The sequence below is a fragment of the Lachnoclostridium phytofermentans genome (genome assembly GCF_000733755.1).
Classification (GTDB): Bacteria; Bacillota; Clostridia; order Lachnospirales; family Lachnospiraceae; genus Lachnoclostridium; species Lachnoclostridium phytofermentans_A.
The window spans coordinates 221,181-237,215 of sequence record NZ_JPOF01000007.1 but is presented as its reverse complement, the minus strand read 5'-3'; the positions used below and the strand labels follow the sequence as shown (position 1 = coordinate 237,215).

Annotated in this window: 15 protein-coding genes and 2 riboswitches; of the genes, 2 read left to right on the top strand and 13 right to left on the bottom strand. The window is 36.2% G+C overall.

The annotated features are described in order from the left end of the window. Positions 1–17 precede the first annotated feature (17 nt). The 5 genes from CC92_RS0117000 to CC92_RS22660 form a co-directional block, all read right to left on the bottom strand. Complete coding sequence (locus CC92_RS0117000) at positions 18–1,040, bottom strand: FecCD family ABC transporter permease (protein WP_029501449.1); 1,023 nt, start codon at positions 1,038–1,040, stop codon at positions 18–20. Then, positions 1,037–2,266: an ABC transporter substrate-binding protein gene (locus CC92_RS0116995; RefSeq protein ID WP_029501450.1), complete on the bottom strand. Its 1,230-nt coding sequence runs from the start codon at positions 2,264–2,266 to the stop codon at positions 1,037–1,039. The genes CC92_RS0117000 and CC92_RS0116995 overlap by 4 nt, the downstream gene beginning before the upstream one ends. Before the next feature lie 382 nt (positions 2,267–2,648). Further along, a riboswitch (cobalamin riboswitch) is annotated at positions 2,649–2,862 on the bottom strand. A gap of 79 nt (positions 2,863–2,941) precedes the next feature. Continuing rightward, a complete protein-coding gene (gene cobJ, locus CC92_RS0116990; protein ID WP_242841308.1) occupies positions 2,942–3,706 on the bottom strand; it encodes a precorrin-3B C(17)-methyltransferase in 765 nt (254 codons plus the stop codon). A gap of 49 nt (positions 3,707–3,755) precedes the next feature. Beyond that, the gene (gene cobM, locus CC92_RS0116985; RefSeq protein ID WP_029501452.1) at positions 3,756–4,514 is read right to left on the bottom strand and encodes a precorrin-4 C(11)-methyltransferase; all 759 of its coding nucleotides are present in this window, start codon (positions 4,512–4,514) and stop codon (positions 3,756–3,758) included. 369 nt (positions 4,515–4,883) lie between these two features. After that, positions 4,884–5,089: riboswitch (cobalamin riboswitch) on the bottom strand. Between the two features lie 332 nt (positions 5,090–5,421). Further along, positions 5,422–5,562, bottom strand: a complete 141-nt coding sequence (locus tag CC92_RS22660) for a hypothetical protein (RefSeq protein ID WP_155998565.1) — start codon at positions 5,560–5,562, stop codon at positions 5,422–5,424. A 251-nt stretch (positions 5,563–5,813) separates the two neighbouring features. On the opposite strand from CC92_RS22660, the gene CC92_RS0116965 reads away from it, so the two are divergent. Beyond that, positions 5,814–7,376, top strand: a complete 1,563-nt coding sequence (locus CC92_RS0116965; RefSeq protein WP_029501455.1) for a right-handed parallel beta-helix repeat-containing protein — start codon at positions 5,814–5,816, stop codon at positions 7,374–7,376. 139 nt (positions 7,377–7,515) lie between these two features. Here the strand turns inward: CC92_RS0116965 and CC92_RS21155 are convergent, their stop codons facing one another. Next, a complete protein-coding gene (locus CC92_RS21155) occupies positions 7,516–8,343 on the bottom strand; it encodes a GNAT family N-acetyltransferase (protein WP_034218550.1) in 828 nt (275 codons plus the stop codon). Positions 8,344–8,358: 15 nt separating this feature from the next. Further along, complete coding sequence (locus CC92_RS0116955; RefSeq protein ID WP_029501456.1) at positions 8,359–9,333, bottom strand: Gfo/Idh/MocA family protein; 975 nt, start codon at positions 9,331–9,333, stop codon at positions 8,359–8,361. Positions 9,334–9,673: 340 nt separating this feature from the next. On the opposite strand from CC92_RS0116955, the gene CC92_RS0116950 reads away from it, so the two are divergent. Further along, positions 9,674–10,546, top strand: coding sequence for a LysR family transcriptional regulator (locus tag CC92_RS0116950; RefSeq protein WP_029501457.1), 873 nt, complete (start codon positions 9,674–9,676; stop codon positions 10,544–10,546). Between the two features lie 184 nt (positions 10,547–10,730). Here the strand turns inward: CC92_RS0116950 and CC92_RS0116945 are convergent, their stop codons facing one another. The 6 genes from CC92_RS0116945 to CC92_RS0116920 all read right to left on the bottom strand — a co-directional run bounded on the left by CC92_RS0116945 (position 10,731) and on the right by CC92_RS0116920 (position 15,943). Further along, positions 10,731–11,753 carry a M42 family metallopeptidase gene (locus tag CC92_RS0116945; protein WP_029501458.1) on the bottom strand — a complete coding sequence of 341 codons (1,023 nt, stop codon included), beginning with the start codon at positions 11,751–11,753 and terminating at the stop codon, positions 10,731–10,733. 82 nt (positions 11,754–11,835) lie between these two features. Further along, positions 11,836–12,387: a hypothetical protein gene (locus CC92_RS0116940; protein WP_029501459.1), complete on the bottom strand. Its 552-nt coding sequence runs from the start codon at positions 12,385–12,387 to the stop codon at positions 11,836–11,838. Next, positions 12,377–12,892: a DNA-deoxyinosine glycosylase gene (locus CC92_RS0116935; protein WP_029501460.1), complete on the bottom strand. Its 516-nt coding sequence runs from the start codon at positions 12,890–12,892 to the stop codon at positions 12,377–12,379. The genes CC92_RS0116940 and CC92_RS0116935 overlap by 11 nt, the downstream gene beginning before the upstream one ends. Positions 12,893–13,063: 171 nt before the next feature. After that, the gene (locus CC92_RS0116930; RefSeq protein WP_029501461.1) at positions 13,064–14,512 is read right to left on the bottom strand and encodes an FAD-dependent oxidoreductase; all 1,449 of its coding nucleotides are present in this window, start codon (positions 14,510–14,512) and stop codon (positions 13,064–13,066) included. Positions 14,513–14,673: 161 nt separating this feature from the next. Further along, entirely contained in the window at positions 14,674–15,438 is a 765-nt protein-coding gene (gene lepB, locus CC92_RS21880; RefSeq protein ID WP_051650573.1) for a signal peptidase I, read from the bottom strand. Position 15,439: 1 nt separating this feature from the next. Further along, positions 15,440–15,943 (bottom strand): RNA polymerase sigma factor, encoded by a 504-nt coding sequence (locus CC92_RS0116920; RefSeq protein ID WP_034218551.1) that lies wholly within the window; start codon positions 15,941–15,943, stop codon positions 15,440–15,442. Positions 15,944–16,035: the final 92 nt, after the last annotated feature.

Below are 16,035 nucleotides of genomic sequence, written 5' to 3'. Positions count from 1 at the left end.
CTTAGGCCGATACACCTTTACTTAGACTGTCGTTTTGCCATCAGCCAAATAACAACCGGTGCTCCGAAGGCTGCTGTTACAGTCCCTATTGATAGTTCAATTGGTGAAAATGCAGTACGTGCTATCAAGTCACAAAACATGCAAAAAACAGCACCACATAAAAAGGTTGCCGGAATGACAATCATTGGCTTCGCTGTCTTCACCATCAATTTTGTAATGTGCGGAACCGCAATTCCTACAAAGGATATTGGTCCGGCAAATGCAGTGACACAGGCAGATAATAAGCTTGATAAGGTAATTATTAGGATTCGAAACCACTTGATGTTAATTCCCATACTCTGTGCATAACCTTCCCCAAGCTGGTAAGCTCCCAATGGTTTTGATATAAAAAACGTAATTCCGACTGCGATTAAGATAAGAATCGTTGCAATTCTTAGATTTGTCCAGTTCATCCCCGAGAAACTTCCCATAGACCAATGTGTCAGATTCGCAATATCACTTTCTCTGGCGAATGTTATCATAAAATCCGTTACTGCAGAACAAATATATCCAATCATTATTCCGATTACCAGTAACATGGACATGCTTCGAACCTTTCTGGAAAACAGCAGTACAATCCCCATAGATAAAAGCGAACCTACAAAAGAAGCAAGAACGACAACAGCAACAGGTATTTGCGGAACATAGTTTAGTAGAATGACCATTACAAATCCGACAAACATCTTAGCACCGGATGAGATTCCTAGTACAAATGGTCCTGCGATTGGATTTCGAAAGAAGGTCTGCAGTAAAAAACCTGATACGGATAATCCTCCCCCTAAAACAGCCGCTGCCAATAACCTTGGCAAGCGAATTTTCCAAATAATATTACTCTCCGTACTTCCTGACTCAGCACTTAAGAATACGATTCGAAAAATCCTTAACGGGGAGATGGATATACTCCCCGTATTAATGTTAAGTATTAGCGCAACAACGACCAGACTTAGTAATAAGAGAAATACAATCTGATAACGGACCTGCTGCCTTATTTCTTCTCTCACTGTAACTTAAAAAGGTAAGTTAATTTATCAACGTCAGGGTTCTCAAGAGTTACCATCGTGTTCATGTCTTTAATCATACTTCCAAGAGTATCTGAAATCTGGAAAAAGTCTGGAGTTGTACACCATACATTGCCTTCTTTTACCGCTTTAAAATCTTGAAAGATTTCACTGTAGCCAATGAACTGCTCTAGGTTCTCTGGTTTGCCTCCAAGGTTCCAGATATAGATGATATAATCCACATCCTTTGCTTTTGCATAGAATTCTTCCATCTCCATCTTAAGAGTGCCAGACTCTTCTGGATTTATATCAGCAAAGATATACTCACCGCCTGCAAGTTCAAACATCTTGGCAACATAATCACCGCCCTGTCTTACATGTAAAACTCCCTTAGATGTAATGTAAAATATAGCAGCAGTTTTACCAGTAGACTCTGCCGCACTTACTTCCTGTACCATGGTAACTTGATCTTTATATACTTTCTCCGCTGCAGCTTCTAAATCAAGAAATGCTCCGTATAACTTTACCCATTCCACACGAGCCAATGGGTGTTCTTCAAAGGTTGATTGATCTAGTAAATATGGTATTTCTAACTCATCTAACTTCTCTGCAACCTCTGGAACACTGGATAACATCGTAGAGAAAACTGAAAACTTCGGCTTGTTGGCGACAAGTAATTCATAGTCCGGCTCTTTATAAGAGCCGATAAACATAAGCTCTCCTTGATCCATCTTGTTGCAAACTTCCTCGATATACCAAGACTCACGTTCTGTTGTAGTCATTGTAACGGTATCAAGACCACCGATTGCATTGAGTAAGGACATCGTTGGTGTCGATGAAATGAGGAGATTATTTAAAGGCATCTGTAATACGATAACCCCTTCCTCAACACCACTTGGAAGTTTGGCACCTTCCGGTACAGTTAAAAACTTCTTCCCATCACTAATGGTAATTAGCTTATAGCCCCCGACATAATAGTCAACTTGAAAATTTTTAGCATATTCTAATTTCATTGAATGGTCAAATACTAATTCTGCACTTTGTTCCTCTTTCTCTGAATCCTTATGTTCTGCCTGCTCCTTATCACCCACGGAATTGTTATCTGCTACCGGTGTTACCGTAGCTTGTGGACTTTCCGCTGACCTATCTTTAGCAGAACATCCTGCTAACAAAACTGCTGATAATGCTACCAACACTAATCTTTTTACTGCATTTGCTTTTAATCTCATATGAATCCTCCCAAAATTTACGCACTTGCGCTTAGTGATGATTCGACGTTGATTTCATATGTCTAACAAAAGCCTTATTGCCTTATGTACAAAAGATAAGCAATAAAAAAACATCCTCTGTTTCTATATGATAAAAAATTACACCTGTAATTTTTTATCATAGAAAGAAGATGCTTCTGTATTATTATTTCTATAGCTAAGTAATGCTACACTATTTCACCTCGTAGGATGGTTCTGAGGTTTGATTTCGCAAATTATCTTAACATATGAGCAGATTTATTCACTTACACTGCACTCTACAAGCAACACAAAACTATCGCATTCCTTGTAATAATAATAACGGCTGCATTCTTCCACTTGCCCAAGAATGGTTAAACCTTGCTGATGACAGCAAAAATACGGCAGGTCTCCTGACTTATGACATGAAAACGCCTTCTCAGAGTTTCCTCCAATGGCATTTTGTTTTCACTTGTGCCTATCCTATGGCACCGTCAAATACAGTAATGGCGGTTGTGTCGGATTCTAACCGACTTCCCTATTAATCTACCCGTTACCTAATATAGGATAACGTTCGAACCGTATTCTTAATTATAACGCGATCATCAAGATTATATACTACATCTTTTTTTATGTCAAACTTTGTGAAACTATTTTACTCTTCTACTATGTCATATCTTATGAAATCCTATATCCTCTCGGCGTGACCATCTTCCCTTGGATCATTCTTGTTTTGGAATTACCAATATATACTGTTGTAAACATATCAACCGTCTTATCCTTTAATTCCTCCAATGTGCAGATCACTGCCTCTTGTCCAAGACGTCCAATGTTTTTTACATAGCCACATACTGTATCTTTTGCCTTGTAATGCATCATATACTCACATGCGATTTTTAGGTAATCCGCTCTTTTTTTACTGGCAGGATTATATAGACAAATTACCAAATCAGCTTCGGATGCAAATTCAATCCTCTTTTTAATTAACTCCCAAGGAGTCAATAAATCACTAAGACTTATCACTGCAAAATCATGTGTTAATGGTGCTCCAAGAATTGCTCCTCCGCTTAAAGCCGCTGTTACTCCGGCAATTATCTCTATCTCGATTGGAGGATACTCGACAGACAATTCATAGATTAAACCAGCAAGCCCATAAACCCCGCTGTCTCCGCTGGATACGATTGCAACAGTCCTTCCTTTTAGAACCTCTTCGATTGCATATCTGCATCGCTCCACTTCTTTTTTCATCGGAGTATGATTAAGCTGTTTTTCCGGAAAATATTCTCGGATAATATCAATATAGGTCGTATATCCAACAATCAAATCAGATTCCTTGATTGCTTCCTGTGCTTCGTTAGTAAAATAGTCAAGTTTTCCGGGCCCGAAGCCAACTACATATAGCATAATTTCTCCTTCTGTAACCTTCATTGTTTGTTTCATCATAATTCATCTTTTCATGAATCATACAGGAAATTTGTTTCAACATCCAAGATTAGGTTAAGTCCCTTTCTGCCTTACGGTATTCCGTGGAAAAATTCTCATCATAGAGTTTTGATAGATGATAATCATCTCCCAAAAATCCACCTACAACAATCAGGGCTGTTTTAGATATCTGCGCTTCTATCGCCATCGTAGGAAGCTCCTTAATTACACCGCGTACTATCTTTTCTTCTGGCCAGGTTGCTTTATAGACGATAGCACAAGGGGTATTCTCATCATATCCTCCCAGTACTAATTCCTCGCTTAATTCTTTCGTTAGATTAGAACTAAGAAAAATCACCATAGTAGCCTGATGCTTTGATAAATCACGAATATTTTCTTTCACAGGAACTTCTGTTTTGCCACTCATCCTGGTAACTATTACGGTTTGTGATACATTGGGTAAGGTATATTCTGCCTTTAATGCTGCAGCCACACCACACATACTGCTAACTCCGGGACAGACCTCATAAGAAATTCCTTCTTCTTTTAGACGGTCCATCTGTTCTCTAATTGCACCGTATATACTTGGATCCCCGGTATGAAGTCTTACTATTTTTTTCTCTCTGTTATCCACCATCACTTTAATAACCTCTGATAACGTCATCGTAGCACTATTATATAGCAGACATTCCTTATTTGTACTTTGCAAAATTTCTGGATTGATCAAGGACCCAGTATAAATAACGACCTCCGCCTCTTCTAATAAGCGTAATCCACGCACTGTTATTAAATCTACGGCTCCACTTCCAGCTCCAACAAAATTAACCATGAAAATCTCCTTATCTTACACATTCTTTTGCATTTTCGATATGTTTACAAATCAACTGGACTATAAAATCATAAATGGAAAACAAAATACGGTCTGCCCATGTGTATGCATGGTCTACATCTTGCGCACCCCCCTTTCCAGCATGAATAAAATTTTTCTTGGCATAAATTCTCCCTATCTTTTTCCTTACATACCAAAAGCTAACATCACTCTCCATCGCTCAAGGATTTTTAAGACTTAGCCATACTATAAGAAAAGTACTTATGATTTTGCGTAAAAAAAATGCCTCTTACGCAAAATAGCATAAAGGCATAATAAAAAAACTCTAACTGAGCTTCTTTTCTACACCAGCCATTCACCGTAGCCTTGTGTAATATCCTATAGTGAGGCAGGTCTTCTGGCTCTGGCTTCAACACATACTCCAGTCTTCCCGATTTCTCAGTGACATTACTTACCTTGGTAAGTGAAGTATGCTCTTCCATTACAGCGGCGGGACCGCATGGGTTTCTCACCCATTTCCCTATTATCCCTGGCCATAAATACTATGCCAAGGCACCTCTCTACATTATATTGTTAAGATAGAATTTCATTACATCAATGTGAAAAAAATATTTTTTTACATGGGTACTTATGCCTGCGTCATCCTCAACTCACCATTCAACAAAGCAAGCATAATTTTAATTGTCATTAAAATGGAAATTATATCCGTTTTTATTATATCGAAATTAAGACCATAAGTAAAGTACATTACAAAATTTATTACTTTTATTTATAACGTTCTTTTTCCTCTTTTTCCTCTTTTTTATCTAAATTATTTTCTTTAGAAGACTGTATTCTCTGGATATTATTTTTCTTTCGCCATGATTATCGTATAGTAGAATGATTTTTCCGGAAAGTTCTCGATTCCTTAGTCAACTTCCAGTATGATTTTCTTCTCCATCGCAAGCACTTGACTGGCAATCTTAAATGCCAGACCGTTCTCTTTATTGGAGCCTGGATTAACAATAATATCACACTCTTTTAAGATACGTACTGCTTTTAATGTCATTATTCGAGATCTCCCTAGAACCAAACATCTATCGATTTTTAGTTCTGTATATGATTGTTTATACTAATTCCAGAAATTAACCAGTAAAAGTCAATGGATTATTTAAGCAAGAAATGTTACAATATTATTACGAAATTGTTTCATTTTATTTTCTGACTTAAAGACAAAAAGTTGTACTCTTTTTGACTCCTTTTTGTCGCACGTTAATGAAATACTTAAGATATCTAAAATACGAAAGAATGGTAATTTATATGAAATACAAAGTAAAGTTTAGCACTCTGTCAATTGTTCTAGTTTTATCCGGATTTATCTCTAACAATAATATCCCTATAGCTCATGCTACTTCCTATACTACACCTGCTTCATTTCAATCAACCTCTTATCTCCTCACAAACGATGTGTCGACAGAGGTATCCATTAGATTAGGCGCAAAAAGAATTGATTTTGATGTTACTGTTCCTGTAAACGCAACCGCGAAAGAAATTCAGCAAATATTAGATTATAACAAGGAGAACGGTTACAATTTAACCGTACGAATACCGAATGGTACCTACCTGTTAGAGAGCGAGCTTCGAATCTATTCCAATACTACTATTATTGCTTCTGCCGGAGCCAAATTGATGAAAAATCATCAACGCGGAGCCCTGCTTGCAAATGATATGAGCAATGATAAAGGCGGTTATACAACTACAGAAAATATCACCATCAATGGTGGTATCTGGGATTCTTCTAAGATTTCTAGTTACAATAAAGGTACGGAGAGTTTTCGATTTATTCACGCTTCTAATGTTACTATTAAAAATGCAACCATCCGTAATGTACCAGATAAGAGCCATCTTATCACTTTGGCTGGTGTTAAGAATGGCACGATAGAAAATTGCAAGCTCTATGGTTATAATGGTACCACATTAAAAGAGGCAATCCAGCTTGATATTGTTCATAACAGTACCATCGTTCCCTCCATGCAAGCAAACTCTATCGTATATGACGATCTGCCTTGTAATACAATTACGATAAGAAATAATGAAATCTACAACTATCCAAGAGGTATTGGTTCTCATACTTCTGTTCAAGGAGTTTTTCATACCAACATAAACATTGAGAATAATAAACTTCATGATCTAACGGAAGCTGGTATTAAAGCCTACAACTATGTAAACACCAATATAAAAAATAACACTATAGAAAGAGCTGCGGTTGGCGTGCTTGTTTATACGTCATTCTCTAATGAAGCTACGAATTACCTGCCTGCTCTACCCAGTACGAAAAAACAACCACTTCCAAAGAATTATCGCATTGTAATCGAAGGAAACACGATAAAGAATATGAGACAATATCAATCGGGTTCTACCCTTTCTTGGGGAGACGGTATTCGTATTATTGGTAGTAAAGCCAGACCATTATCGAATGTCTCTATCAAAAAGAATCACATAACAAAAACCGCCCGCTATGGTATTTTTGTTGAATACTCTCCAACCTGTTACATTGGAAGTAACTACATCACTGATACCTATCGCTATTCTATTTGCATTGACCATAGTGATTCTGGAAATCTATACTGGAATCAGATAAGTAAAGCGGGAGCAAAAGGAAGCCATTATGGAGGAATCGGGGTTTCTAATACTAAGAATCTAAAAATCTATAAGAACACAATAAAGGTTACCGCGAAGAATGGTATTTACCTTAATTCAACCACAAAAAACTGTAACATTACTTGGAATAAGATTTCTGGTGTAGCAGCCACTCAAGCTATCTATGCAAATCTAAAAGCTGGACATACAGTGAAAAATAATACACCTAAGGTAAAAAAATAGTCAAACATTGCTACAAAAAAGTTTAGGGTATGCATCCGTAAAACCGATACATCCCCTAAACTTTTTCTTTCTATTATCTTATTCAGTTTATCTGATTCAACATCCATTCATCATGAAATAAGGTTTTGTCGCATTTTCCTTATTCTTCAGGACTTTTTCCATAAATCATATCAAGCTGGATTTCCGTTTCACTGCCGACATATCCAATCTTTTTATATACATGCTTTGCTGGTTCATTCAACTCGTCTGCCATAAGAAAAGAACGGACTGCTCCTTGCTCTTTTCCATAGGCTATCGCTTGTAATATTAGATTCTGCCCTATTCCTTTTCCCTGGAATTTCGGGTTCACTGCGAGTTCACGAACCCAGACAACTTTCCCACGTACTGAGTTCTCCCCGTAGATACCAACACATACGATACCGGAAAGAACTCCAGCTTCTTCTTGAACCAGAATATTGGTTTTGCTACAATTAGATGCATCAGGACAAGTCCCATTAAGCCATTGTTTTACCCATTCTTCGCTCTCTCCACGAAACTCTCTGCTCTGCCACTGACAGGAATAAGTTACCTCGGAGGCTTCTCTCTCACGATTTTCTCCTAGGTACTTAATCTGTATTCCTTCGGTATCCACCTTGTTTATTTGTTCTATCCAATACTCTCTTAAAAATCCATACTCATAAAAGCCTTGGCTAACAAGATAGTCTCTCCATTCGAATGGTAGAAAGGTTACTAAAATATCATTTCCCGATTTACTTACCTGCTCTGTAAGAATCTCCACTTGGTTTGTTGCCCAGTGAACCTCGAATTTACCAGTTTCCTCTTGTTTACCAAATAGTATGAGGCCTTCTTCATCCTCTTTTGCTATATCATAATCCGCAATAGATTCATATTCTGTATACTCTAAAGAATTAAACTTAAAGTCTCTTAACTTGCGCTTTATTAAATCATATGTTTCTTGATCAATCATAGTTCTCCTATTCTCTTAGGATTCGAAAGGATAATGTACTCCCCATCTAGCTCTTAGACCGTCCATAAGTTCCATCACACGAAGTGTTTCCATATGTGGCATCTGCGAACATTCTAATTTACCTTCCTCAATTGCCTTGAGAGCTGCCATTACTTCATACTCATACCCGGTAATTTGCTCTGGTCTTTCAATCGTTTTTATTAATTCACGGCTTGCATTATATACTTCAATGCTCTCATAATTTGTCATACCTTGAATTTTTAGATAACCTTTCGTTCCATAAACAATGGCTTTAGATTCCATCGCACTAATCATAGAACTGTAAAGGGTTGCAATCTTGCCATCTTGATAAGTCAAGATAATGCTATGTTGTTCATCCACGCCAGCATCGCTTAATACAGCAGAAGTCTTAATATCCGAGATTTCATTGCCAAATGCGATCAGTGCAAATGTCAATGGATAAATACCAAGATCAAGTAACGCTCCACCAGCTAACGCAGGCTCTTTAAGCCTTGGCTTTTCACTTACCAATGCACCAAACGTTGAAATTAATGAGGTTGGAGTGCCAATGATTCCGCTATCCATAACCTCTTTTATTATTTGAGCCATTGGCATATAACGAGACCAAATTGCCTCCGTGATTAATAGTCCTTTTTCTTTCGCTAAAGACAGTACTTCTTCTGCTTGTTTTTTATTCGCCGTAAATGCTTTCTCACATAAGACATTCTTCCCGTTCTCTAAACATAACTTTGCTTGTTCGTAGTGATGAGAATGTGGCGTTGCAATATAAACTAAATCTATATTCGGATCCTTTAACATCTCTTCATAGGAACCATAGGCATGCTCTATGTTAAATTCCCTCGCAAAATCTTCTGCTCTATTGATATCTCTGGAAGCAATACCATATAGCTTTACATCTTTCATTCCATTTACAGTTTGAGCCATCATCTTAGCAATTCTTCCAGCACCTAAAATTGCAATATTTTTCATAACAAAATCCTTCCTTTCTCTACCTCTTTGATACTAATCTTATAAGTAACAAATATATTCACCCATTTCATATTGTAACATAAATATGGTAAAAATTATACCGTTTTCGAAAGCCAATTGACTGAATCTTGGGAACATTATATAATTAATATATCTGATTTAAACATTAACTTTAATCTAAATTATTAATACTAGAAGAAGCTTATCCGTTGAAAAACAAATGTAAACTGGGACTATATGCTAGCATAAAATTGGGATACATGATAAGGTGAATAGCCAGAATGAGGTAAGTGTGAAATATCAAGATTTTTCACACTTTTGTAACAGAATGGAGGTTACTATGGAAACTCAAAATTTAAAAACCTTTCTCTTGTTATCAAAAATAAAAAATTTTACTCAAACAGCAGAGCAACAATTTGTTGCTCAATCGACAGTAACAAACCGCATCATGGAGTTAGAAAAAGAATTAGGAAAAAAATTATTCCTTCGAGAACGGAATAATCTCACTTTAACCAAAGACGGGGAAATTTTTTTGGAGTATGCAAAGCGTATTGTCGAACTTGAAGAAACTGCGATACAAGAATTTAGCACACAAAATTCATTTCGTGCCGCTCTGCGTATTGGTACTACAAATACAGTGTACGAGTGTCATCTATATGAACCGATACGCTCCTTTGTTGTAAATCACCCTGATGTATCGATGAAGGTTACGATTGACCATTCCTTTACTTTAGTCCAAATGCTTCAAGATCAATTAATAGACCTTGCATTTACTTATGTACCGGTGAATAAAAAATACTTCGAGTGTAGTTCTTTTCATACCGATGAGTTAGTTCTTGTAACTCATCCAAAAAACATAGAATATGCCAATGGCATTACCAAAGAACAATTGGTGAGCACTGATTATCTTTATTGCAATTTTGCTTTGCAAGATGTAGGTCTCTACATTCGTGAGCTATTCCCAAAGCATCATCACTTTCGATTTGAAATTGACAAGAGCCCAACTCTTCTACAATATCTATTAGATGGAATTGGCTTTAGCTTTCTTCCAAAAAGCTTCGTTAAACAGCATTTGGCGAATGGTCAGCTGATTATGATTCCACTACTTGATTTTGATACACCCAAAATTAATAGCTATATTCTAAGAAAAGATAATGTTGGGGACAAGTCTGTAATTGATGAGTTCCTAGATTCCATTCCACAATTCGATTAGAATGCTCCATTTGATAGAAATATATTACCTTATATTAAGTAAAAAAAGCACACCAAAACTATTTTATTTTGGCGTGCTTCTTTGTTTTTTATTTATTGTTGTTCTTTACTATTGTATTTTATCGTTGTTCTTTATTGTTGTTCTTTTCTTATTCTATTGATAACTTACATAGTGAAATTAACTCTTATCTTACATATGCTTTTAATAAGTCTAACGTAGCTATTAGTGCTGTTTCATGGGTACGCTCCATACCATGAGAAGCATGAATTCCTTGACCAATTAGCGCCGCTCTAATATTATTTCCTCCACGCATAGCTGCGGATGCATCGGAACCATAATGAGGGAAGATATCTACAACATAAGGAATCTGATTCTCTTTTGCGAGATTCATTAGGTCCGTTGTTAACTCATAATCATATGGTCCTGAGGAGTCTAAGGCACAAATTGATACTGAGTATTCATTTCCTGCCAAATCGTCTCCAATGGCTCCCATATCAACTGCAATAAATTCACTAATATCAGCAGGTATATAAGAGGCTCCCATACCGATTTCTTCTAAATTACTTATTAATATCTTTAAGGTTCTCTTCGGTGTAATTTTTTGTTCTGACAGCTCTTTTAGTAAACCTAAAAGCACTGCAACACTAGCTTTATCGTCTAAATGTCTGGATTTTATAAATCCGCTTGGGGTATATTCAAAACGTGCATCAAAACTAATGTAATCCCCATGATGAATACCAAGATTTAGAACTTCTTCTTTATTCGTTACTTTCTCATCGATGCGAATTTCCATGTTTCGATCCTTGCGTTCAAGTGTTCTTGCATCATCATAAGAATGTACTGATGGGCTTTTGGAAAGGATAGTTCCAGTATACACTTTGCCCTCTCTTGTATGAATTTTGCAATACTCTCCTTCAATACTATTCATTGTATAACCACCTACACAAGTAAAACGAAGAAAACCATCATTACTTATCGAACGAACCATGGCACCAAGGGTATCTACATGTGCAGATAGGCCAAGACAATCACTACTTTCTCCTGGAACCGTAATAATTAATCCTCCTCGCTTGATATATTCACAAGAATATTGATATTGTTTTGCTTCCTTTTCAACAAATTCCATCACTTCTTTTGTAAATCCAGAAGGACTTGGTATATTCACCAAAGTTTCTAACGTTTTTATGATATATTCTTTTGTTTCCATACAGTTCTCCTCTACATATAAATCAACTATGCTCGTTTCGTATTCTATTATATTTTCTAACCTATCTCTTATTATAATACCATTACATATCCATGTCAAAAATTATCCCCTGTTCAGAAAGGAATCTCTGTGTTGGTTTGTCTTTAAAGAAAATCGGATGTTTCCCTTCATAATTGGTCCATACAACCACAGGATATTCGCAAAAATAAAATGAGCTAAATAGGATTTCTGTCGTACTTAGCTCTGCTGTTAACTTAAGCATGTCATCTGTTAATTGAAAATACAAAGGTTTTTGATTCTCTTGTAAAGCCTGAGCTAAGCCTTTTCCTTCTATAGAGAATTGGCCTACTCTTTCTTTACCTTCTCTAAGAAATTGGTTTAATAACTCTTTTTCTTCCTTTGATAACCTTTCTCTTATCCTCTCTTGCTCATCATTCGATAATAATTCAAAGTAAAAATCCACATAGGAATTTTCTTCTCCATTGAAATCTTTCAATTTTTTTAGTAATTCATGTATCTTAAGTTTATCACCAGTTATGATATGATAAGGATACAGTTCAAACCCATCTGTAACCTGCGTAATCATGAATCCACCGCGCGCTATGATTTCTTTTTGTAAGACCTCAATTCTCATAAGCACCTCCCAAAGGCTCTAGAATTATTCTCCATTCGTTTACTAGTTTCTCAAGCGAAAACATAGCATTCGCTGGACTGGTGGAGGGAAGACATATCGCCTTTATTCCAGTAACTGATTCACTGAATCGGTCATATAACCTTTTTGCAGTTTTACCATTCACATAAATATTACGTATCGGACTTACTGACAATATTTTTGTTAAATCAGTCGGAATCACATTTTTGATGCTGCTATCGCTAGAGCCGATAATATCGCAACTATCAATGACATCCCATAATGCTATATGATGTTCTAATAAAAAATCTCTTTTTTTTGAACTATCCAGTGGCACCTCTTTTTTTAATAACACTTCTAACATCCTCCAAAACCGATTCATGGGATGCCCATAATAAAACTCCTGCTCCCTTGATTTTACCGAAGGAAAACTACCTAATATTAAGATTTTACTGTCTTCATTAAAAACCGGCTTAAAGGTATGCGAAACATGCTGATAATCACCCATTGTAACCTCTTATTCTGCTATAAAAGCCATAATCTTTTTTATCTAAAACAACAAGCTTGTGATTCTCACAAGCTTGTTTGTTGATAGCATATCTGTTCTTCTAAACGATATAAACTCGCTTTACTTCTTCTTTCCATTAGTGTAATAGATTCCTATCTTAAAATCAAGGAATCAATCTCCTTTTTTATCAACAACGTCGGTCTGCGCAGGATTATCAATTAATTCCCCAGTATAAGTAAATCTAGAACCATGACATGGGCAATCAAAACTTAACTCATCTGGATTCCACTCCAACTGACAACCAAGATGCGGACATTTCGGACTTATGATGAAAATTTCGCCTTTTTCATTTTTATAAACTCCGTACTTTTCTTCCTCCACTTCAATAATTCCACCATGCCCTAATGGAAGCTCTTCTTCTGTAGCTTTAGGAAGCTGAAATATCCTTCTTGTTAACCCCTTTATTGCATGCATTCCCTCATCTAGCAAAGCCTTTGCACTGCTTTTTGGGGTAAACCTTTCAGGAGAAAATACCGGTGCATACCACACTTCTTCACCAGCTATTTGACTTGAAATAAGTTGTGCTGAGACCATAGAGCTGGTCATTCCCCACTTACCAAAGCCAGTTGCCACATACCAGTTTGGTTTACCACTTGAAAATTGACCGATATATGGTACCCCATCTAATGTCATGCAATCCTGTGCAGACCAATGAGTAAACTCTTTCGCCTCTGGATAAAATTGTGTTAATGCGCTTCGCAAAGCACTATATTGTCCACCATGAGAATTCTCACCGGTTCGATGGCTACCGCCACCAAATAGTAGGACATCTTTATAACATCGTAACGAATATCCTGTCTTCTCCAAGCTTCGATACATTCCATTTAACGTAGTTGCATTCTTGCATGCAAGAAAATAAGATCGATCTTGATGCATCCGTAAGAAATAAAATCCTGGAGCATTGATAAAAGGATAATGGCATGCAAACACAATATATTTTGCTGTTATTTCGCCTCTGTTTGTTCGAAGTATGTTATCCTCTACCTCAAGTACCTTTGTATTTTCATAAATGGTTAAATTCTCTGCCACCGCTGATAAAAATTTTAACGGATGAAACTGAGCTTGATTCGCAAATTTTACTGCACCTTTCACTTGAAAAGGCAACTCTGTTTCAGTAATATACTCCGAATCAATTCCAAGTTTTCTTGCTGAAATAGCCTCTTCTTGTAAGAGCGTAGTATCTTCTAACGTATAAAGATAGGAACTTTTTTCTTCAAAATCACAATCAATTTGTAGTTCACTTACTAAATTTTTATATTCTGCTATTGCATGTTCATTAGCAAAAGCATATTGCTTCGCTTTCTCTTCTCCAAATTGCTCTATGAGTTTATGGTAGATATCTTCATGCTGTGAAGTAATCTTTGCTGTCGTCCCCTTTGTTTGACCACTCCCAATGCGATTTGCTTCTACAACAATCGTTTGTATTCCTCTTTTTGTAAGATAATAAGCAGTCAATATACCTGCTATTCCTGCACCAATCACTGCTACTTCGGTAGATAAATTACCAGTCAACTCACCTCTTTTTGCAATGGAATAAGTTTCTTCCCATAAAGATACCATATGAAACCTCGATTCTGGCGTTATTACGCCTTTTCCCAACAACATATGTGTGTTAATTTTTGCTTGCTATCAATTCACTCATACTTATGTGGAACATATTATACCTTCCTAGTATTACATTGTTTCTGCATCTTTATGAGAACAAGTACTAAAACATATCCTTATTCCTTTGTAGCTGTAGTAACTGTTGTTCTAATCAAACTAAACTTTGTTTGAAACATTACTTTTCCAAAAATTTTATCTCTAGAAACTAGACCAAATTCCAAATATCTACTATCAAGCGATTGTTCATAATTATCTCCAAGAACAAAATACTCCTCCTCGCCTAGAACAATCGGATATTTAATATTGCCTTTCTGGTTTAAAGACCCAAAAGTATATTCTGAGTCTAATAATTCTTCATTTATATAAACTTTGCCATGTCTAATATCTATGGTATCACCAGGTTCTCCAATGATGCGTTTCATTATAACAATATCATGATGGGATAATACCACAACCTCTCCTCTCTTTGGAGCGCGGAAGTTGTAAATCAACTTATTTACCACGCAGTTTGTTCCAGCTTCATAGGTTGGTTCCATCCCTCCTGCAATAAAAAATGTTTGAAACCACGAAGTAAAGCAAATAAATAGAAAAAGAACTGCAACTATTGTACTGCATATGATTATTCTTCGGCGTTTCTTTAGACGTTTTGCTAAATTAATATAATTTTCTCTTTCCTTCTTATAATCCCCCTTAATTTCTTCAGTGGGTTGGTTTATTCCTTCTTCTAATTCATCCTCCTTTCTCATTTCATCTAATAATACTTTACACGAGTCACATTCTTTAAGATGCTCCTCAATAATATGATTACTTTCTTCACTGACTGCTTTATCCTGATATAAAGGAAGTAATTCTTTTACTAATATGCATGTCTGTTTTTCCATACTATTCATCCCCCAACTCTTTTTTTATCATTTCTTTTCCTCGAAAATAGATTACTTTTGCAGAATTTTCACTAATATGTAGTTTTGCCCCTATCTCTCGAAAGGAAAGATTTTCTTGAAGTCTTAATAACATAACTTCCCGATAATTTTCTTTCAACTGCTTAATACAATCAATTACTGACTCTACCCTTACTTTATCCTCATACTCCTGCTCTACACTCTTAACATTTGAGATCTCGCTTTTTGTAACTATTACCTCACTATCGTAATCAGCATGAAACGGATTCTTTTTAAAGTAACGATAACTTGTGTTCTTACCAATCTGTAAGATCCATGTCACAATATCACATTCTCCTCGGTATCGGTGCAATGAGATAAATACTTGATAAAAGGTCTCTTGGGTAAGTTCTTCTGCTAAATCTTTGCGGTTATGAACTTGTTTAAGCAAAAAGTAATAGACTCGAGAATAGTACTTTTCATATAACTGTTGAAACTCTTCCTTCATCCTTTGCCTCCATCTGTGTGAGTTTTATTACCACACTATCTATTAGTATCAATACAATTGAAAAGGTTACAAAATAATAAGGGAATATTTCA

Coding starts and splice junctions, on each gene's coding strand:
- CC92_RS0116965 (WP_029501455.1), top strand. CDS start 5,814: ATGAAATACAAAGTAAAGTTTAGCACTCTGTCAATTGTTCTAGTTTTA.
- cobM (WP_029501452.1), bottom strand. CDS start 4,514: ATGGTTAATTTTGTTGGAGCTGGAAGTGGAGCCGTAGATTTAATAACA.
- CC92_RS21155 (WP_034218550.1), bottom strand. CDS start 8,343: ATGATTGATCAAGAAACATATGATTTAATAAAGCGCAAGTTAAGAGAC.
- CC92_RS0116930 (WP_029501461.1), bottom strand. CDS start 14,512: ATGGTATCTTTATGGGAAGAAACTTATTCCATTGCAAAAAGAGGTGAG.
- lepB (WP_051650573.1), bottom strand. CDS start 15,438: ATGGAAAAACAGACATGCATATTAGTAAAAGAATTACTTCCTTTATAT.
- CC92_RS0116920 (WP_034218551.1), bottom strand. CDS start 15,943: ATGAAGGAAGAGTTTCAACAGTTATATGAAAAGTACTATTCTCGAGTC.
- CC92_RS22660 (WP_155998565.1), bottom strand. CDS start 5,562: ATGACATTAAAAGCAGTACGTATCTTAAAAGAGTGTGATATTATTGTT.
- CC92_RS0116945 (WP_029501458.1), bottom strand. CDS start 11,753: ATGGAAACAAAAGAATATATCATAAAAACGTTAGAAACTTTGGTGAAT.
- CC92_RS0116935 (WP_029501460.1), bottom strand. CDS start 12,892: ATGGGTGATTATCAGCATGTTTCGCATACCTTTAAGCCGGTTTTTAAT.
- CC92_RS0116955 (WP_029501456.1), bottom strand. CDS start 9,333: ATGAAAAATATTGCAATTTTAGGTGCTGGAAGAATTGCTAAGATGATG.
- cobJ (WP_242841308.1), bottom strand. CDS start 3,706: ATGATGAAACAAACAATGAAGGTTACAGAAGGAGAAATTATGCTATAT.
- CC92_RS0116940 (WP_029501459.1), bottom strand. CDS start 12,387: ATGAGAATTGAGGTCTTACAAAAAGAAATCATAGCGCGCGGTGGATTC.
- CC92_RS0116950 (WP_029501457.1), top strand. CDS start 9,674: ATGGAAACTCAAAATTTAAAAACCTTTCTCTTGTTATCAAAAATAAAA.
- CC92_RS0116995 (WP_029501450.1), bottom strand. CDS start 2,266: ATGAGATTAAAAGCAAATGCAGTAAAAAGATTAGTGTTGGTAGCATTA.